Origin of the sequence: Solwaraspora sp. WMMA2056, assembly GCF_030345095.1 — a bacterium.
Taxonomy (GTDB): Bacteria; Actinomycetota; Actinomycetes; order Mycobacteriales; family Micromonosporaceae; genus Micromonospora_E.
Genome location: NZ_CP128360.1, coordinates 3,344,291 through 3,363,324 on the forward strand (window position 1 = coordinate 3,344,291; position 19,034 = coordinate 3,363,324).

At 72.8% G+C, this 19,034-nt stretch carries 13 protein-coding genes and 1 pseudogene; 6 read left to right on the forward strand and 8 right to left on the reverse strand.

Going from position 1 to position 19,034, the window contains the following annotated elements:
- Positions 1-21: 21 nt before the first annotated feature.
- From O7608_RS15315 to O7608_RS15335, 5 genes are all read right to left on the reverse strand, one after another.
- Positions 22-1,683: a putative bifunctional diguanylate cyclase/phosphodiesterase gene (locus tag O7608_RS15315; protein ID WP_289210905.1), complete on the reverse strand. Its 1,662-nt coding sequence runs from the start codon at positions 1,681-1,683 to the stop codon at positions 22-24.
- A gap of 76 nt (positions 1,684-1,759) precedes the next feature.
- Complete coding sequence (locus O7608_RS15320; protein WP_289210610.1) at positions 1,760-2,569, reverse strand: SAM-dependent methyltransferase; 810 nt, start codon at positions 2,567-2,569, stop codon at positions 1,760-1,762.
- Positions 2,570-2,741: 172 nt separating this feature from the next.
- A complete protein-coding gene (locus tag O7608_RS15325; protein ID WP_123602728.1) occupies positions 2,742-3,410 on the reverse strand; it encodes a response regulator transcription factor in 669 nt (222 codons plus the stop codon).
- Between the two features lie 7 nt (positions 3,411-3,417).
- Positions 3,418-5,058 carry a GAF domain-containing sensor histidine kinase gene (locus tag O7608_RS15330; RefSeq protein WP_289210906.1) on the reverse strand — a complete coding sequence of 547 codons (1,641 nt, stop codon included), beginning with the start codon at positions 5,056-5,058 and terminating at the stop codon, positions 3,418-3,420.
- A 71-nt stretch (positions 5,059-5,129) separates the two neighbouring features.
- Positions 5,130-6,926 (reverse strand): AMP-dependent synthetase/ligase, encoded by a 1,797-nt coding sequence (locus O7608_RS15335; protein ID WP_289210611.1) that lies wholly within the window; start codon positions 6,924-6,926, stop codon positions 5,130-5,132.
- 178 nt (positions 6,927-7,104) lie between these two features.
- On the opposite strand from O7608_RS15335, the gene O7608_RS15340 reads away from it, so the two are divergent.
- The 6 genes from O7608_RS15340 to O7608_RS15365 all read left to right on the forward strand — a co-directional run bounded on the left by O7608_RS15340 (position 7,105) and on the right by O7608_RS15365 (position 12,367).
- Positions 7,105-7,566 carry an SRPBCC family protein gene (locus O7608_RS15340; protein WP_289210612.1) on the forward strand — a complete coding sequence of 154 codons (462 nt, stop codon included), beginning with the start codon at positions 7,105-7,107 and terminating at the stop codon, positions 7,564-7,566.
- A 10-nt stretch (positions 7,567-7,576) separates the two neighbouring features.
- Positions 7,577-8,305, forward strand: a complete 729-nt coding sequence (locus O7608_RS15345) for a hypothetical protein (protein ID WP_289210613.1) — start codon at positions 7,577-7,579, stop codon at positions 8,303-8,305.
- Between the two features lie 121 nt (positions 8,306-8,426).
- Positions 8,427-9,374: an ROK family glucokinase gene (locus O7608_RS15350; protein WP_289210614.1), complete on the forward strand. Its 948-nt coding sequence runs from the start codon at positions 8,427-8,429 to the stop codon at positions 9,372-9,374.
- The gene (locus tag O7608_RS15355) at positions 9,371-10,108 is read left to right on the forward strand and encodes an endonuclease/exonuclease/phosphatase family protein (protein ID WP_289210615.1); all 738 of its coding nucleotides are present in this window, start codon (positions 9,371-9,373) and stop codon (positions 10,106-10,108) included. Before O7608_RS15350 ends, O7608_RS15355 begins: the two co-directional genes overlap by 4 nt.
- Before the next feature lie 37 nt (positions 10,109-10,145).
- A complete protein-coding gene (locus O7608_RS15360) occupies positions 10,146-11,552 on the forward strand; it encodes a flavin-containing monooxygenase (protein ID WP_289210616.1) in 1,407 nt (468 codons plus the stop codon).
- A complete protein-coding gene (locus O7608_RS15365) occupies positions 11,549-12,367 on the forward strand; it encodes an alpha/beta hydrolase (protein ID WP_289210617.1) in 819 nt (272 codons plus the stop codon). The genes O7608_RS15360 and O7608_RS15365 overlap by 4 nt, the downstream gene beginning before the upstream one ends.
- A gap of 51 nt (positions 12,368-12,418) precedes the next feature.
- On the opposite strand, the gene O7608_RS15370 is transcribed toward O7608_RS15365, so the two are convergent.
- From O7608_RS15370 to O7608_RS15380, 3 genes and pseudogenes are all read right to left on the reverse strand, one after another.
- Complete coding sequence (locus O7608_RS15370) at positions 12,419-13,831, reverse strand: alpha,alpha-trehalose-phosphate synthase (UDP-forming) (RefSeq protein WP_289210618.1); 1,413 nt, start codon at positions 13,829-13,831, stop codon at positions 12,419-12,421.
- A gap of 1,055 nt (positions 13,832-14,886) precedes the next feature.
- A pseudogene (locus O7608_RS32180) lies at positions 14,887-15,156 on the reverse strand (DUF308 domain-containing protein); the annotation flags it as partial.
- Between the two features lie 147 nt (positions 15,157-15,303).
- Positions 15,304-18,852: an ATP-binding protein gene (locus tag O7608_RS15380; RefSeq protein ID WP_353850567.1), complete on the reverse strand. Its 3,549-nt coding sequence runs from the start codon at positions 18,850-18,852 to the stop codon at positions 15,304-15,306.
- Positions 18,853-19,034: the final 182 nt, after the last annotated feature.

Below are 19,034 nucleotides of genomic sequence, written 5' to 3' on the forward strand. Positions count from 1 at the left end.
CCGCGCCGCCCAGCCCCGGCCTCAGCCGAGCAGGTCGGTGATCCCGGTCGGCGGGCCGGGCCGGCCGAAGTGCCAGCCCTGCCCGGCGTCGCAGCCGATCGCCCGCAGACGTTCCGCCTGCCCGGCGGTCTCCACGCCCTCGGCGGTGACGGTCAGCTGCAGAGTGTGTGCCAGACGAACCAGGGTGAGCAGGATGCTCTCGTCGGTCTGGTTGCTGCTGGAGGGTACCCGTAGCCCTTCGACGAACTTGCCGGCCAGTTTCAGCTCCTGCACCGGCAGCGACCGCAGGTACGACAGGTTGGAGTACCCGGTGCCGAAGTCGTCGATGGCGATGCGGACTCCCAGGGAGGCCAGCTCCCGCAGGGTCCGTACCGGACCGTCGGCGGTGCTCATCAACGTGCTTTCGGTGATCTCCAACTGCAGTCGATCGGCGGGCAGCCGGGTGTCGGCCAGTACCGAGGTGACGTACTGCACCAGGTGCGGGTCGTTGACCTGCCGGACCGCCAGGTTGACGCTGACGAACGGGGCACCGGGGCTGTGATCCAGCCATCGGCGGGCCTCCCGGCAGGCCTGTGCCAGGACCCACGCGCCGAGTCGGATGATCAGCCCGGAGTCCTCGGCCAGCGCGATGAACTGGTCCGGCCCGAGCACTCCGAGCTCCGGGTGCCGCCAGCGGACCAGCGCTTCCACGCCGAGCAGCGCGCCGCCGGTCAGCGAGACCAGCGGCTGGTAGTCGAGGAAGAACTCGCCCCGGTCCAGGGCCGCCGGCATGGCCGCGGACAGGGCGTACCTGGCGAGTTGTTGCTCGTTTCGGACCGGGTCGAACAGCGCCCACCGACCCTTGCCGGCCGACTTGGCCCAGTGCAGCGTCACGTCTGCGGCGCGCATCACCTCGCTCGGGGTGGTGCCGGCCACTGGTCGCTCGACGATGCCGATGCTCGCGGTCACCCGCAACTCGTGCCCCTCGACGACGACCGGCTGGTTGATCGCGGCCAACGCCGCGTCGGCGACCTTGAGGGCGTCGTCGGTGCAGGTGGTGTCGGCCACCAGGATGACGAACTCGTCGCCGCCGATCCGCGCGACCAGATGGTCGCCGACGCCGCGGCGCAGCCGGTCGGCGACCGACGTCAGCAGCAGGTCGCCGATGTGGTGCCCGAGGGTGTCGTTGACGACCTTGAAGCCGTCCAGGTCGACGAAGCACACCCCGAGCCGGCGCGTCGCCGCGCCCGGCGCGGCGAAGACGGCGTCCAGCCGCTGGGTGAACAGGCTGCGGTTGGGCAGGTCGGTGAGCGGGTCGTGGGTGGCGCGGTGCCGGTAGCGGGCCTCGCTGTCGCGCAGTGCCGTCTCGGCCTGTGCCCGGGCGACCAGGGCAGCTCGGCGGATCGTCTCCTGCTCGTCGAGGGTGCGGTCGCGTAGCGCCCGGGCGTACCCGGTGGTGACGGCCCCGAGCAGCCGTGCCATCCGGTCGCGGCCGTCGGGGTGGTCGACGTCGAGGTCCCGCAGCAGCCGCAGGTCGAGCACCTCGACGGTACGACCGAGCCCTTCCGCCGAGGCGATGTGGGCGGCGACCAGTTCGACCCCGACCTGGTGACCGGGCCGGACGCTGAACGGCTCGGCGCGCAGTGCGGCCATGAGACGGCGGGTCAGACCGGCGAGGAACTCCTCCAGCTGCGCCTGCGTCATCGGCAGGTAACTGGTCCCCGTCACCGCCTTGGCCCAGGCACGGGCCACGGCGGTGACACCCGGCGGATCCGGCTGTTCAGCCACTGAGCCGGCCCACCCCGCCCATGAAGACGGCGCGCTCGGCGTCCTCGGCGGCGTCCGGCGTCTCCGGCCGCCACTGCGGCACCCACACGACACCGGGTTCGACCAGGTCGAATCCGGCGAACAGGCCGGTCAACGCTGCCCGGGAGCGGACGTTGAGCGGGTTGTCGGTGCGTCGGTAGATCTGGTCGGCCTCGCGTCGCTCGGCGTCGCTGCGGCCGTCGTCACTGGCCTGGGACAGGACCAGGTAGCTGCCGGGGGCGAGCGCGTCGCGCACTGTGTGCAGGATGCCGGCGGGGTCGTCGGAGTCCGGCACGAAGTGCAGTACGGCGACGACCATCACCGCGATCGGCTGGTCGAAGTCGAGCAGCTTGCGCACCTGTGGATCGTGCAGGATCCGTTCCGGGTTGCGCAGGTCCTCCTGCAGGATGGTGGTCTGATCGTTGCCGGCGAGGATTTCTCGACTGTGGGCGACCGCGATCGGGTCGACGTCGACGTAGGCCACCCGCGACTCGGGCGCCAGTCGCTGCGCGATCTCGTGGACGTTGCCGACGGTCGGGATCCCCGATCCGATGTCGAGGAACTGGCGGATGCCGGCGTCGACGAGGAACTGCACGGCCCGCCGGAGGAAGGCGCGGTTGGCCTGGGCCATCAGCGGCGCGTCCGGAACGGCGGCGATCATCGCCTGGGCGGCGGCCCGGTCGACGGCGAAATTGTGCGAACCACCGAGGTAGTAGTCGTACATCCGGGCGACGCTCGGTCGCTCGACGTCGATGTCCTCCGATACCCAGTGCGGGCGATCCATTTCTGCCCCTTTGTCCCTTGATCGGCGTTTGATGCCTGGCTGGCAGCGGTAGTAATTCTGCCCGCTGGATGCCGCGGTATCCAGACCGCCCGAACTGGGACGATCGTTGCTCGACCAAGTGCCCCTGGTGACGTGGGCCGGCCCACCCGTCGCCGGCACCACGTGACCGGGGTCAGAACTTCGGCGCGTCCGGGGCCTCCAACAGGCCCAGCCGCAGCGCGGTCATCAGCGCCTGGGCACGGTTGGCCGCCCCGAGCTTTTCGTACAGCTTGGAGATGTGCGTCTTCGCCGTCGACTCGCTGACGAACAGCTGCTTGGCGATGCCGGCGACGCTCATTCCGTCGGCGAGCAGCCGGAGCACCTGGCCCTCGCGGGGCGACAGTTGCGGACCCGACGGGGCGAGCCGGCGTTTCATCGCCTCGGCCAGGTCGGCGGCGGTGAACGCGCTGGGGGAGGAGGCCGCGTGCCGTGCCGCCGCGACGACCTCGTCCGCGGGCGCGGTCTTCGGCACGAACGCACTGGCACCTGCCTCCAGTGCCCCGAACAGCTGGTCGTCACCGGCGTACATGGTGAGCACCACGATGCCCATCGTGGAACTCGACTTGCGCAGCGCCCGTGTCGCTTCGAGTCCGCTGCCGTCCGGCAGTCGCAAATCCATGATCACGACATCGGGCTGGAGCGCGCCGGCCTGGCGCACGCCCTCCGCTGCCGTCGCGGCCTCACCGACGACCTCGAACTGCCGGTCCCGCTCGAATGCGTGCCGCAGGCCCTTGCGGATGAGGTCGTGATCATCGACAAGCAGGACCTTGGTCCGGGTGGTCGGTGTGGGGCTGGTGGTCATGCTCTGGCTACTCCCCTTCTGATGCTGTCACGCTATCGCGCACGCTATCGCGCCGGGGCGAGGTTCCGAGCACCACCGCCACGGTCGTTCCGCTCGGGTGTCGTGGCCTGATCTCCAACCGGCCCCGGATACGTTCCGCTCTCTCCGCCATGATCGCAAGACCGTAGCGGCCATCCGGACGCTGGTCAGCGATCCCCTGACCGTCATCCGACACTTCTATTTGCGCATAGGGGGGGTCTATGTCACAGGTGACCCAGAGATTCGCCGCGCCAGCGTGCTTGCGCGCATTGGTAATCGCCTCCTGGGCGATCCGCAGCAGTTCCGCCTCGGTCGCCGCCGGCAGCCGGGCGCCGGACTCGTCGAGCGACAGATGCACCCGTAGCCGGCCGGACGAGCCGACGGTGCGGGCGTACTCGGCGATCGCGGCGGCCAACCCGCCGTGCCGGTCGACCTCGCTGCGCAGCTCGAACAGGCTCAGCCGTAGTTCGGTGATCACCCGGGTGACCTCGCCGCGCAGCGTCCGCAGGTCATCGGCCGTCTCGTCGGCCCCGTCCGGCAGCGTGGCCAGCGCGTTGTCGATGCCGTAGCCGACCATGACCAGCTCCTGGGCGACCCCGTCGTGGATCTCCCGGGCCAGCCGCTGCCGCTCCTCGTTGGTGGCCAGCGAGCGGACCTCGTCGAACAGCAGGGCCGCCTCCAGCCGCAGCGCCGCCGGCCGGGTCAGTGCGGTGATCCGGGCCACCACCGGGGGCGGGTAGGCGTTGGCGCTGTCCGTCTCCAGGATCACCAGGCCGACCGTCCGCACCCCGGCCACCAGCGGGACCACCAGCGCCGAGACGTCCCCACCCGGGTGCGACCGGGCCTGCGAGCGGGCCGCCGTCTGCGGCAACTGGCTGGCCCAGGCGTCGGCGATGGCGGAGTCGGCGTCCAGCGTCGTCTCCCAGTCCACCCGCTCCAGCCCGGCCTGGGCCAGGACCACCAGCCGGCCGCCGCCACTGCCGGACAACACGGCGGTACGCCCGGTCGGCGCCACCGTGCGCAGCTCCTCGATCAGGTGCTCGGAGATGCTGCCCGGGTCGAGGGTGGCACCGGGCAGTTGGCGGGCGACGCTGCGCAGCTGGGTGAGCAGCCGGGTGGCCTCGGCGTACGGTGCCGGCTTGGTGTCACCGCGCGCCTGCATCACCTGTTGCAGGGTGCCGGCGGCCAGGATGCCGAGGCTGGCCAAGATCAACCACTGTGTGCTGACCGCCACGTAGCCCAGCTGGGTGATCTGCCGCTCACCGTCGATCACGGTGAACAGCCCGCAGACGGCCAGCGTGCCGGCGGCCACGGCGAGCAGCCCGGCGGCCTGGCGGGTCCGCCGCTGCAGCACTGCCACGGTCAACGGCACCGACAGGTACGGCAGCATCGCCGACGCGCCCAGCCCGGCACCGATCGCGCCACGGGCGTTCGCCGCCGCAGCCACCTCGCTGGTGGCCAGCCCGACGACGATCACCTCGGCGACCCGGCCGACCGGGGCGACGATCGGGTGCCGGGGTGCCACGACGGCCGGGACGCCGGCGACCGCCAACAACGCGACCCACCACAATTCGGCGGGATCCCGGGTGGTGATCAGAGTCAGTACCGCGACGAGCGCGAGCATGACCAGGCGGGCCACCACCGCGAGTGGATGCGGGCGGGGCACGTCGGACGTCGGTGCGGACACGTGACGGATGGTAGTCAGCTCCCGTAGATCTCGGTGATCGCGGCGTCGTGGTTGGTCAGCACGACGGCCCGTTTCACCTTCAGCGACGGGGTCAGCTCGCCGGTGGACTCGGTGAAGTCCTGGCTCAGGATGCGGAACTGTCGGATGGACTCGGCGGCGGAGACGGCCCGGTTGGCGTCGTCAACGGCCTGCTGGATCTCGGCCCGCAGCGCGGGGTCGTCGCACAGCTGCGCCACGGTACGCCCGGCCGGGTGGCCGTTGCGTTCCAGCCAACCCGGCCAGGCCTCCTCGTCGATGGTGATCAGCGCGGCGATGAACGGCCTGCGGTCACCGATCGCCACGCACTGACTGACCAGGGGGTGGGCCCGCACCCGGTCCTCCAGGACGGCGGGTGCGACGTTCTTGCCGCCGGCGGTGACGATCAGCTCCTTCTTGCGGCCGGTGATGCGCAGGAACCCGTCGCCGTCGAGTCCGCCGAGGTCGCCGCTGCGGAACCAGCCGTCCTCGGTGAGCACCTCGGCGGTCTGCTCCGGGTTGTTCCAGTAGCCCTGGAACACCAGGTCGCCGGAGATCAGCACCTCGCCGTCGTCGGCGATGCGCACACTCACCCCGGGCAGCGGCCGGCCCACCGTGCCGATCCGGATCGCGTGCTGCAGGTTCACCGAGACCGCCGGGGAGGTCTCGGTGAGGCCGTACCCCTCGTAGACGGTGACCCCGACGCCGCGGAAGAAGTGCGCCAGCCGGGTGCCCAGCGGCGCGCCACCGGAGATCGCGGTGCGGCACCGCCCGCCGAGGGCGGCCCGCAGCTTGCGGTAGACCAACCGGTCGAACAGGGCGTGCTGGGCCCGCAGCGCGAGCCCCGGCCCACCCGGGGCGTCCAGGGCCTCGCTGTAGGCGACCGCCACCCGGTCGGCCCGGTCGAAGATGGCTCCCTTGCCGTCGCCGTGGGCACGCTGCTTGGCGGCGTTGTAGACCTTCTCGAACACCCGTGGTACGGACAGTACGAAGGTGGGTCGGACCTGGGCCAGATCGGCGACCAGGTTCTTCGGGTCGGCGGCGTGGGTCATCGTGGCCCGGGCGTGCACCGCGCCGATCTGGATCAACCGGGCGAAGGAGTGGGCCAGCGGCAGGAACAGCAGGGTCGAGGCGCCCTCGTGGAACAGGTTCGGCAGACCGGGGATCGCGTTGGCGATGTCGGCGTACATGTTGCGGTGGGTCAGGACGCAACCCTTCGGCCGCCCGGTGGTCCCGCTGGTGTAGATGATCGTCGCGACGTCGCCGGCGTGCCGGGCCCGTCGACGCTGGTCGACCTGGGCGGCGTCGACCGTCGCGCCGCGCGCGACGATCTCGTCCACGCCGCCGGTGTCCAGTTGCCAGACCTCGCGCAGGGCGGGCAGCTGGTCGCGGACCGAGGCGAGGGTGATCGCGTGCGCGTTGGTCTCCAGTACGCAGGCCACCGCGCCGGAGTCGGCCAGGATCCAGGCGACCTGCTCGGCGCTGGACGTCTCGTAGATCGGTACGGTGACCGCCCCGATCGACCAGATCGCGTAGTCGGTCAGGGTCCACTCGTACCGGGTCTTGCTCATCAGCCCGACCCGGTCACCCGGCTGCACGCCGGCCCCGATCAGGCCGCAGGCCAGGGCGACCACCTCGTCGCGGAACTGTCGGCAGGTCACGTCGACGTACCCGGTCGGCCCGGGTCGGGTGAACTGCACCGCGTCCGGGGCCTGCTCGGCGTTGTCCCAGACCGGGTCGGTCAGGGTGGCGGCTTCACCGACGGTGACGACCGGTGGTACGGAGAACTCGCGCACCTGCACTCCCTTGCGCTGGGGGACTCGGGTGGGGCCGGACCTGCGGGCGCGGCGTCCGGCTACCCGCAACCTACCGGGCCGGCGGCCGACCTGCGCCGGCTGCCTGTCGCGTACCTCGCCGGCTGTCGTTGCCGGCCGCCGGCTTGATCTTGGCCCGGCACCGGGTAGCCTGCCCCACATGGCGGAGTCCTCCACCAAGTCGATCGTGATCACCGCGCCCGCGTCCCGGGTCACGGCGGTGATCTGCGACTTCGCGCGGTACCCGGAATGGACCGAGGCGCTGGAGCGGGTCGAGGTGCGCCAGGAGTACGAGGACGGCTACGCCCACGAGGTCTTCTTCGTGCTCGACGCCGGGGTGCTCGCCGACGAGTACACGTTGATCTACGAGTACGCCGAGGACATCTCCCGGATCGAATGGCGGTTGGCGCAGCCGTCGCGGATGCAGCGCCGCCAGGACGGCTCGTACGAGATCGAGGACAATGGTGACGGCACTACGACGGTGACCTACACCCTGGAGGTCGACCTCTCCGTCGGCATGCTGGGCATGTTCCGCCGCAAGGCCGAAAAGATGATCATGGACGCGGCGTTGACGCAGCTCAAGCGCCGGGTGGAGCAGCTCGGCGCGGCGGAAGCCGGGTAGGGGGCGGCAGATGGCGGGACCGGATCCCGGCTCGGCGCGCGCCGAGGCGGAACGCCTGGTGGCGACAGCCCTGGCGATGGCGCAACTGGCGGCACGTGGGCAGCGCCACGGCGCCGCCGGGCTCGGCATGCTCCGGGACCTGTTCGGCGGGGCCACCGGCCCGCTGGCCACCGGTGAGCCGGCCTGCTGCGTCTGCCCGATCTGCCGGGCGGTCAGCGCGTTGCGCGACCCGAGTCCGGAGCTGGCCGAGCGGCTCGCCACCGGCGCCGGTGACTTCGCCGCCGGGGTGGCCAGCCTGCTGCGCGCCTTCGCCCCCGCCCCGGAGCAGACCGCACCCGACCCGGAGCAGACCGCACCCGACCCGGGCAGGGCTGCTCCCGACGCGCCCAAGGCCGGGACCGACGCCGGTCCGCAGCCGGGTCCGACCGCGCCGGCCGGCGTCGATCCGCAGGTCAGGAACACCCGTGGCGGCGCGCACGATCCCCCGTCCGGGCGGACGACCTCGGACGACGAGGTGTGGCGCCGGGCCACCCGCACCGGGAATGATTCGGACTCAGCGGGTGATCGGGACGTCTGGTCAGCCGCAACGAACGCCCCCGTCGACGTCGCCGGGGCGGACACACCACCGGTCGAGCGCCGCGGCGGCGGTGCCGACGTGGCGGCCCGGGACCCGCGCGCCGACGCGGCCGACGGGGACGGGTCGGGCCCCGCCGCGCCGGAGCACGGACTGCCGGGATAGGCCCACACCGACCACGGCCACCCGGGCCGGCCCCACCGGGCCGGCCGGGGCGCCGCGTCGACGGACCCGACCGGGTGCGACAACCGGCGCGCGAGGAACACAGCAGAGGGGAGCGGCAGCGGTGACGCTGACCATCGGAGTCGACATCGGCGGGACCAAGGTCGCCGGCGGCGTCGTCGATCCGGACGGTGAGGTCGTGGCGCAGACCCGGCACGACACACCGGCCGAGGACGTGGCCAAGACGCGGGACGTGATCGTCGAGGTGGTGCTGGAGCTGGCCGCGACGCACCCGGTCACCGCCGTCGGGATCGGTGCCGCCGGCTGGATCGACGCGCTGCGCTCCACGGTCCTGTTCGCCCCGAACATCGCCTGGCGCAACGAACCGCTGCGCGAGTACGTCAGCGCGGCGGTCGACCTGCCGGTCACCGTCGAGAACGACGCCAACGTCGCCGCCTGGGCCGAGTTCCGGTACGGCGCCGCCCGGCACGCCACCGACTCGATGGTCATGTTCACCGTCGGCACCGGCATCGGCGGCGGCATCGTCTACGGCGGCGAGCTGATCCGGGGCGCCCACGGCATCGCCGCCGAGCTGGGCCACATGCTCGCCGTACCCGACGGCCACCTGTGCGGCTGCGGGCGGCACGGCTGCATCGAGCAGTACGCCAGCGGCAACGCCCTGGTCCGGTTCGCCCGGGCCGGGGCCCGCCAGGAACCGGACCGGGCCGGCGCGCTGCTCGCCCTGGCCGGCGGCGACGCCGAAGCGGTGACCGGACCGATGGTGACGGCGGCGGCCCGCTCCGGCGACCCGGTCTCCTGCGAGGCGTTCGCCCAGATCGGCCGGTGGCTCGGCATCGGACTGGCCGACCTGGCGCAGATCCTCGACCCGGAGGTCATGGTCATCGGCGGTGGCGTGGTGGACGCCGGCGACCTGCTGCTCGGCCCGGCCCAGCGGGCGTACACCGAAGCCCTGGCCCAGCGGGTCCGGATCCCGGTCGCCGAGGTGCGGGCGGCCGAACTGGGCAACACGGCCGGTGTGGTGGGGGCCGCCGACCTGGCCCGCCGGTTGTGAGCGACGAGCTGCGGCTGCGGGTGTTGACGTACAACATCCACGGCCAACGTGACGACCGGGCCGCGCTGACCGACGTGGTCCGGTCGGTCGCACCCGACGTGGCGATCCTGCAGGAGGCACCACGGCGCCTGCGCTGGCGCGCCCGGAGCGCGGCGCTTGCCGACTCGTTCGCGATGGTGGTCGGTGCCGGTGGCCTGCCGGGGATGGGCAACCTGCTGCTGACCAGCCTGCGGGTCCGGGTGCTGGACAGCTGGACGGTGCGGTTCCCGCTGACCCCCGGCCGGCATCTGCGCGCGGCGGTGTTCGCCCGCTGCGCCGTCGGCCCGGTGCGGTTCGTGGTCGTCGGCTCCCACCTGTCCACCGATCCCGCCGAACGCCCCGGGCAGGCCCGCCTGCTGCGGCAGGCCTGCGCCGACGTCGACGACCCGATCATCCTGGGTCTGGACGTCAACGACACCCCACCGGCGGCCGGGGCGGACTCGCCGGTATGGCGCGAGGTCGCGGCCGGGTTGACCGACGCGGCGGCGATCGCCGGCGCCGGCGACGTCTGCACCTTCCCGTGCGCCGGACCCCGGCGGCGGATCGACGCGATCTTCGTCGACCCCCGGATCCGGGTCGCCGCCGCGACGGTGGTCGACACCCCGGCGGCCCGCCGGGCCAGCGACCATTTCCCGGTTGTCGCCGATCTGGTACTCACCGGACCGGGGACGGGGCTGGACAAGCGGGGCGGCTAACCGGCAGGATTTCGCAGCCGTACGAAGGAGACTGCCGGTGCCTGATTCCGCTGACCGCGCCCACCCCGTCGCCGGTGCCGCCGACTGGCGCGACGACCGTTCGATCTCCGAGCAGAGCGAGAACGTCTGTGTGATCGGCGCCGGCGCCAGCGGGCTGTGCGCGGTGAAGAATCTGCGGGAACTGGGGTTCGGGGTCGACTGCTACGAGCGGGAAACCGGCGTCGGCGGTGCGTGGAACTGGCGCCACGACCGCAGCCCGGTGTACGCCAGCACCCATTTGATCTCGTCAAAGCCGTTCAGCCAGTACCCCGACTTCCCGATGCCGGACGACTGGCCGGACTATCCGCACCACAGCCAGCTGCTGCACTACCTGCAGCGCTACACCGACCATTTCGACCTGCGCCGACACATCTGGTTCGGCACCGAGGTGGTCCGCATCACCCCGGCCGAGGGCGACCGGTGGGACGTGACCACCCGCAGCACCGGTGGCAGCGGCGCCAGCCGCACCCAGCGGTACGCGGCGGTGGTCGTCGCCAACGGGCACAACTGGGCCCCGCACGAACCCACCTACGATGGACTGTCCGACTTCACTGGTCAGGTGATCCACGCCGCGGCCTACCACGACGCCGCGCAACTGCGCGGCCGCCGGGTGCTGGTGGTCGGCGGCGGCAACACCGGTTGCGACATCGCGGTGGAGGCCGGCCAGCAGGGAGCGCGGTGCTGGCACTCCACCCGGCGCGGCTACTGGTACCTGCCCAAGTACGTCTCCGGCCGACCACTCGACCAACTGCACGCCCGGCTGTCGGCGCTGCCGCTACCGCGCTGGCTGCGGCAGTGGATCCGCCAACGGGTGCTGCGGCTGTCCGTGGGGGACCTGACCCGCTTCGGGCTGCCCGCACCGGACCACCAGGTCCTCGCCACCCATCCGATCGTCAACAGTCAGCTGGTGCACCACATCGGGCACGGCAGCGTCGCGCCGGTGCCGGACGTGGCCAGATTCCGCCGCCACACCGTCGAACTCGCCGACGGCAGTGAGATCGACCCCGACCTGGTCGTGCTCGCCACCGGCTACCGGCCGCGGTTCGACTTCCTCGACCCGGGGCTGCTCGGCGCCGGTCCGGACGGGCGGCCCCGGCTGCACCTGCACCTGTTCGCGCCCGAGCGGCCGACCCTGTCGGTGGTCGGCCTGCCGCAGCCGGACATCGGGATCTTCCCGCTGGTCCACTGGCAGACCGTACTGTTCGCCCGCTGGCTGCGGGCCCGGACGGCGGATCCGGCGGGTGCCGCCGCGCTGACCCAGCGGCTGTCGGCCGCCGGCGGCCGCGACTGGCACGACGTGGCGGTGCGCGACGACTCACCCCGGCACTGGTTCGAGGTCGGCCACCGCAGCTACCTGGGTGCCCTGCAATCGTCCCTGGACAGTCTGGAGGTGTCGGTCCGGTGAGCCCGCGTCCGCAGACCACCCGCATCCTGCGTACCCGGGAATGGGCCGACCCGGTCCCGGGTGTCCGCCGTGAGGTGCTGCACGGCGAAGTGCTGCGCGACGAGGGCCGGCCACCGCTGCTGTTCGTTCCCGGGTTCGGCCACGGCGCGTGGGTGTTCGCCGAACACTGGCTGGACCGGGTCGCCGAGCGGGGCTTCCCGGCCGCCGCGGTGAGCCTGCGGGGACACGGCGGCAGCGCCCCCGCACCCCGGGCGGACCTGCGGGCGTACGTTCACGACGTGGTGCAGGCGGCCGCCGGACTGCCCCGCCAGGCGGTGCTGGTCGGGCACGGCGCCGGGGCACTGGTGGTGGCCCACGCGCTGGCCCGTTACCCGGCGCGGGCGGCGGTGCTGGCCGCGCCGGTGCTCAGCGGTTGGCCGCTGCTCGGTACGGCGTTGCGGCGGCACCCGTTCGGCACCGTACCGGCGCTGTTCGGTGGCGGGCTGCGGCTGCGGGCCCGCCAGTTGTTCAGCCGGGAGTTGGCAGACGAGGTCGCCCGGTCGTACGTGGACCGACTGGGCTCCGCCTCGGCGCGCGCCCAGTGGCAGCTGCTGGTGCGGCAACGCTTCGAGCCCCCGGTCGGCGATCCGCCGGTGCTGGTGCTCGGCAGCCCGGACGACCAGGTGGTGCCGGTGGCCGCGCTGAACCGGGTGGCCCGGCGCTTCGGTGGGGCGCCGTTGCTCTTTCCCGGCATGGGACACGACCTGATGCTCGACGCCCGCTGGACCGAGCCGGTGGACGCGATCCTCGACTGGCTGGACGCCGGCACCGGCTGAGCCCACGCGGCTCAGCCGGTGACGTGCGGGCCCGCCCGGTGCCGTGCGATCTCAGGCGGTGAGCCGGGCGGCCAGCGAGCCGGTCCGGTCCAGCGAGGTCAGGTAGCCGTGGACCCAGGCCCGGATGTCGTGGTGACGCAGGTGCTCGCGCATCGACCGCATCCGGTCGGCGATGTCGGTCGGCGCGGCCTCCAACGCGTGCATCAGGGTCAACTTGAGACCGTCGAGGTCGTGCGGATTGACCAGGTACGCCTGCTGGAACTCGGCGGCGGCCCCGGCGAACTCGCTGAGCAGCAGGGCACCGTCGTCGTCGACCCGGGCGGCGACGTACTCCTTGGCCACCAGGTTCATCCCGTCGCGCAGCGGGGTGACCGCCATGATGTCGGCGACCCGGTACAGGGCCGCCAGGTCGGCCCGGCTGAACGACTGGTTGAGGTAGTGGATCGCCGGCTCGCCGACCCGGCCGAACTCGCCGTTGATCCGGCCTACCTCGCGTTCGACCCGGTCGCGCAGGATCCGGTACTGCTCGACGCGCTCCCGGCTGGGTACCGCGACCTGCACCATCACCGTGTCGCGGACCTTGATGTGCCCGTCGGCGATCAGTTCGCTGTACGCCTTGAGCCGCTGCTCGATGCCCTTGGTGTAGTCCATCCGGTCTACACTGAGGATCACGTGCTGCGGGTCACCGAGGTCGGCCCGCAGCTGCCGGGCACGTTCGACCACGTCGGGTCGGGCGGCGAGAGACTCCATCTCGGACATGTTGATCGAGACCGGGAAGGCGCCGATGCGCACCACCCGGTCGTCGATCGCGATCCGGCGGTCGGTGGCCGGCACCTTGAGTACCTTCGTCGCCAGTTGGGCGAAGTTGTGCGCGGCCTGGGCGCGCTGGAAGCCGACCAGGTCGGCGCCGAGCATGCCGAGCATCAACTCCGCTCGGCGCGGCAGCTGCATGAACAGCTCCGGTGGCGGGAACGGTACGTGCAGGAAGAAGCCGATCAGCAGGTCCGGGCGCAACGCCCGCAGCATCCCCGGCACCAGCTGAAGGTGGTAGTCCTGCACCCAGACGATCGCGCCCGGTTCGGCGGCGGCGGCCGCCGCGTCGGCGAACCGCTGGTTGACCCGTTGGTACGCCTCCCACCAGCGGCGGTGGTACGCCGGTTGCTCGACCGAGTCGTGGTAGAGCGGCCACAGGGTGGCGTTGGCGAAGCCCTCGTAGTGGTCCCGAATGTCCTCTGCGGACAGCGCGAGGGTGTGCATCCGGACGCCGTCGATGTCCGGCAGACTCGGCGCGGGCCCGGTGCCACCGGCCCACCCGACCCAGGTGGCCGGGGTGTGCTGCAGGATCGGGTGCAGTGCGCTGACCAGTCCGCCGGGGCTTCGACGCCATTCGCACGCGCCGTCGCGTGCGACGCTGTCGTCCACCGGCAGCCGGTTGGCCACCACGACGAGGGAACTTTGACGCATGAGGGGACCTCGTTTCGCTGCGGCAGGGCCGCGCATGGCGAGTGATCGCGAACGTGTGAGGGGTCGGCTACCGGAATTATTCCTACTGAGACCAAGTTACGCGACTGTTACAGAGTGACCACAGTCGTCAATGAATCAGAATTTCCGCCATCCAGTGGTCAGGTTCAGACGACCGCACCGTCGTCGATGTCGTCATCCTCGTCGTGATCCGGGCGCAGCCGCCAGATCAACGTGACAAAGCCACCGACGACGCCAGCGAAACCGAGCAGGATGGCCAACCCACGGTCAACCGGAAGCACAGTCGGGAAGACGAACAGGATGAACCCCGCGACGATCGCGAGCACCCCGAGCACCGCTGCGGACGACAGCCGGGGCAGCGGCGGTGGCGGCGGCGGGGTGTAGCCCTCCTCCGGCTCGTCGGGCAGTCGGCTGCCGAACGTGTCCAACCCGTCCAGCAGGGACGGCTCGTCGCCCCGGCGGCCGATCGAGATGTTGGTGAAGCCGACCGCCCACGGCAGCGGATCGTCGGCACCCGCGCCCCGCGTCGGCCCGGTGTCCGCCGGTCCGGGACGCTCGGCCCCGGTGCGGCCCGCAGGGTCGGTGACGTCACCGGCGGTACGGTCGTCGCCGGCGCTACGGCCCGGGTCGGGGAGCTGCCCGGGGTACCGCTGCGGGGGTGTCGTGCCGGTGGCGTCGGTGCCGGAGCGGTCAGCCGGGGTCGCGTCGGCGGTGCCGTCGCCCACCGGCCCGGCTGCTGGCCCGCGTTGCCCGGTGGGAAGATTCTCGGCCGCCGGCCAGGGCGCGGGGCCCACGTCCGTCGGGGCGCTCCGATGGTAGTTGGCGATGATCCCGGCCCAGGCGGCCTCGACATCGGCATCCGGCGTCGCCCGCCGGTCGGGCGAACCGGTCGGGCCGGACCCGTCAGCGCCGAACGGCCCCGCTGCGCCGCCGGCTGCGCCGCCCGCTGCGGCCGTACCGCCCGACCCGTCAGCACCGGTGGACCCGGCGCCACCCGCCGGCCCGGTCGTCGCCCGGCCGCCCGGCGCGGCCGGGCCGTCCTCGGCGAGCTGCACCAGGTAGCCCCGGGCCGTGTCCAGGTGCACCCGGTCGACGAAGAGCCGGTCGATCGGCCGTGCTGGCACGGTCGTGGTCCGGGTCACCGGATTGACGTCCGACGACGGCTGCAGGTACGCGGCGATCCCACCGGCGGCGAGCACGTCGAGCAGGTGCTCGCCGACCCGTGGATCGACGTCGCCGGCCACCGCGTACTCGGATGCGTCGAGGCCGTTGTCCCGCCGCCCCCGGCGCGCGCCACCCGCAGACACCGAACCCTCTCCTCACCGGTCGCCGTCGCGCCCTGTCCCACCGGCGGCCCCGGCCGGGGCGTGCCGTGCCCTTGAATCGTGACACGCCGGGAGCCGGTTGCGGGAGTGCGTCGGGCGCGCCGTTCGCGCCCGGGGGCCCGCCGAAGGTCAGGAAGCGAGCGTCGGCGACCAGCCGTAGTCGTCGGCGCCCTGCTCACCCAGGCCCAGCAACCCGGGCGCCTTGTTGCGCAGCGCGAATCCCTGCACCTCGGGCAACGCCGGGATCGCCGCCTCCCGGTCCCCGGCCCGCCGGGCGGCACCGACGGCCAGCGCCAGCGCGATCATCCGGTCCGTGACGGCGTCGATCTCGCCGAACCCGGCCGCCGCCGCCGCGTACAACTCGTTGGCCCGGCGGTGGTCGCCGTCGGCGGCCGCCACCGCGGCGCTGACCGTGGCCAGCGCGGCCTGCGCCCACGGCGTACGGTGGCGCACCCGGTCGAGCATCGACCGCACCCGTACGGCGGCCGCCCGCCCGGCGGTCGCGGCGGCGAACGCGGCCGCGGCGATCCACTCGCCGCTGGCCAGGGCCGGCACCCTCGACCAGGAGTCGTCCAGCTCCGCCAGCAGGGCGGCCGCCTCGGCGTCGCGCCCCTGCAACGCCCGGCACAGCGCACCCAGGCCGAGACTGTTCCAGTACGGCCGGCGGAACCCGCTGTCGCGGGCCGCCCGGACCGCGTCGGCCACGTCGTCGACGTCACCGGCCTCGGCGCCGGGCACCGGCTCGCCGCGCAGCACCCGAAGGCAGCAGCGCAGCCCTCGGACCTGGATGTCCCACCGCCCGCTCGGGGTTTCGACGAAGGCGTCGGCGGCGGCCAGGAAGGCGGTGAAGTCGCCGGCGAAGTAGGCCCGCATCGCCTCGCCCGAGTACCCGGTGCTCTGCCCGGACCCGGTGGCGGCACCGGCCATCAGCTCCTGCGCGCCGGACCAGTCGCCCTCCTCGCACAACGCGTACGACAGGTTCTGCAGCGCCCGGGGCAGGGCCAGCAACTGCTGCTCGCGGCACATCGCGGTGGCCGCCCGCAGCTGGTCGAGGCCGTCGCGTTCGCCCGACTGGTAGCGGGCCATCGCGACCGTTATCCGCGCGTCGACCAGCGTCTCGGTCAGGCCGAGCCGCTCGGCGATCTCGGCGGCGGCCCCCGCCGCCGCGATCGCCGGATCCCGCTCGAGGTTGAGCATGTGCAACCGACCGAGCTCGGCGTACGCGTCGGCCTTCTGGTCGCTGTCGGGCAGCGCGTCGAACAGCTCCACCGCCCGGTCCAGGCACCGCAGCGCACCGGCGCGGTCGGTCCGTAGCCAGGCGGCCCGCCCCAACAGCGTCCACGCCCGCGCCGCGCAGCCCTGGTCCGCGACGGCGGACAGCGCGTCGGCCAGGGCCCGCAGCTGGTCGGCGCCACCGGCGGCGAGGAAGGCCGGGCCGTCGCGGAAGAAGGCGATCTCGGCGCCGAGCAGTTCCAGCTGCAGCCGGGGCCCCGCCTCGTCGGTGTCGGCGAGCCGGACCGCGTTCAGCGCCCGTTCGACGTGCCCGGCGGCGACGTCGAGAGCGTGCAGCGCGTAGGCCCGCCGGGCGGCCCGGTGCAGCGCGTCACGGGCCGGGCCGGCGTAGACACCGGTGTCCAGACCCAGCGTGTCGGCGATCTCGTGGGCGGCCCACCGGTGGTGCGCCAGGACCTCCGCCAGGTCGGTGTCGCGGTCGCCGGCGAGGGTGTCGAGCCAGTCGGCGGTACGGGCGTGCCGGGCCACCCGCTCGCTGCGCGGCAGCCGCTGGTAGCAGACGTCGCGGACGAGGACGTGCCGGAACCGGAACTCCGGCTGCTGCGCCATCGCCGAACTGGTCTGCTCGTGGACGAAGTCGCGGTGTTCCAGCCGACGCAGCGCCCGGTCGACCAGCTCCACCGACTGTCCCAGCGCGGCGGCCACGGCCCCCGGCCAGAACTGCACGCCGACCACTGCCGCGGCCAGCAGCACCGCCCGGTCGGCGGCGTCCAGCAGGTCGACCCGGTTGGCGATCACCCCGTGCACGCTGTCCGGGATCGCCAGGCCCGCGTCGTGGTCGAGCACCCAGCCGCGACCACTGCGCCGCAGCGACCCCTGTTCCATCAGCATCCGGACGTACTCGTGGGCGTACAGCGGGTTGCCGTCGGCCACCTCGACCAGCGGGCCGAGCAGGTCGGCGGAGAACGGTACGCCGCCGAACATGTGGGCGTACAGGGTGGCGACGCTGCTGTCGCGCAGCGGCGGCAGCGTGACGGTCAGCGCGCCGACGGTGCTCCCGGCCCAGGCCGGGTCCCGGCTGATCAGCTCGGGCCGGGCGGTGCACAGCAGCAGCAACGGCACCTGCCGGGCGGTGGCGCCGAGCAGTTCGACGAAGCGCAGCATCGCCTCGTCGGCCCAGTGCAGGTCCTCGAAGACCAGGACGGTGGGTTGGCGGGCGGCCAGCGCCAGCAGGAACCGTCGCCAGGCCGACTCGGTCTCCTCGGCCGGCAGGTTGCGGTGCGGGAGCCCGACGAGTGGGCGCAGCGCGTCGACCAGTCGGTCGGCCTCCGGCCCGACCAGGTCACCGACCGCCGTAGCGAGCCGCTGCGCGGCGACGGAGGCCAGGTCGGTGTCGAGGATGCCGGCCTCGGCCTTGACGATGTCGGCGAGCGCGGCGAACGTGACGTTCTCCCCGAACGGCGGGCAACGGCCGATCCGCCAGGTCACCGGTTGGTCGACCATCCGTTCGGTGTGCCGCAGCAGTTCCCGTACCAACCGGCTCTTGCCGATCCCCGCCTGACCGAGCACGGTCAGCACCTGGGGCCGCTGCTCCCGGATCGACCGGTAGAGGGCGTTGACGAGTAGACCGAGCTCGTGCTCCCGATCGATCAACGGGGTGGCGTCGGTCTGCCGGTCGACCGGTGGCGGACGCAGCGGAGCGAGCGCGAGCCACACCTCGGTCGGCGACGACCGGCCCCGCAGGGTCACCGTCGGCTGTGCGTCGTACCGGATCGCGTCCCTGGTCAGGGCGTGGGTCACGCCACAGACGAGCAGGCCGCCGGGCGGTGCTGCCGACTGCAGGCGGGAGGCGGTGACGACCACGTCACCGGCGACGAAGGCCTGGCCGCCGTCACGGGCGGCGGCGATGTCGACCAGCGCCTCACCGGTGGCCACGCCGATCCGGAACCGCAGCCCTTCGCCGGCGCCGTCGGTGAAGTCGTCGAGCGCGCGCCGCAGGTCGAGCCCGGTCCGGACACAGCGGACCGCGTCGTTCTCGGTGGCCACCGGGGCACCGAACAGGGCCATCACCGCGTCGCCGATGTACTTTTCGACCACGCCGCCGTACTGACCGACGACGCGGCGCACGACGGCGAAGTAGGCCGTCTGGGTCCGCCGGACCTGTTCCGGGTCGGCGCGTTCGGCGTACGGGGTGAAGTTGATCAGGTCGATGAACAGGACGCTGACCCGTCGACGGTCCTCGTGGCTCGGCTCGGTGACCGTTCGTCGGGCACCCTGTGGCTGTCCGCATGAGGTGCAGAAGTTCGCATCGGCCGGCAGCGGCCGGTCGCAGTGGGCGCAGATGGCGGTCAGCGGCGCACCGCAGCCGCCGCAGAAGCGGTCGGTGTCGGCTGCGGTTCGGCCGCACTTCTCGCAGGGAGCAGCGATGTCGGCCTCCTCGCGGATCGTCGAGTCGGGAGCCTACTGTCGCATCTGGCCGACCACCCTGGCCAGCGGCTCACGATTCGGGCGTGGCGGCGGGTGGTCCGGCACTGCGGGATGGTCCGCATCCGCAGCTCACCGCCGTGTTTCACGCCGAGTATCGCGGGTCCGGTCAACTGTCCATAACCGGGCTGTTGGCTAATGGA

What these genes read in the sequence shown, in the direction of transcription:
- O7608_RS15345 (WP_289210613.1), top strand. Translation starts at nt 7,577, where the DNA reads ATGGCGGGACCGGATCCCGGCTCGGCGCGCGCCGAGGCGGAACGCCTG.
- O7608_RS15325 (WP_123602728.1), bottom strand. Translation starts at nt 3,410, where the DNA reads ATGACCACCAGCCCCACACCGACCACCCGGACCAAGGTCCTGCTTGTC.
- O7608_RS15320 (WP_289210610.1), bottom strand. Translation starts at nt 2,569, where the DNA reads ATGGATCGCCCGCACTGGGTATCGGAGGACATCGACGTCGAGCGACCG.
- O7608_RS15315 (WP_289210905.1), bottom strand. Translation starts at nt 1,683, where the DNA reads ATGACGCAGGCGCAGCTGGAGGAGTTCCTCGCCGGTCTGACCCGCCGT.
- O7608_RS15340 (WP_289210612.1), top strand. Translation starts at nt 7,105, where the DNA reads ATGGCGGAGTCCTCCACCAAGTCGATCGTGATCACCGCGCCCGCGTCC.
- O7608_RS15370 (WP_289210618.1), bottom strand. Translation starts at nt 13,831, where the DNA reads ATGCGTCAAAGTTCCCTCGTCGTGGTGGCCAACCGGCTGCCGGTGGAC.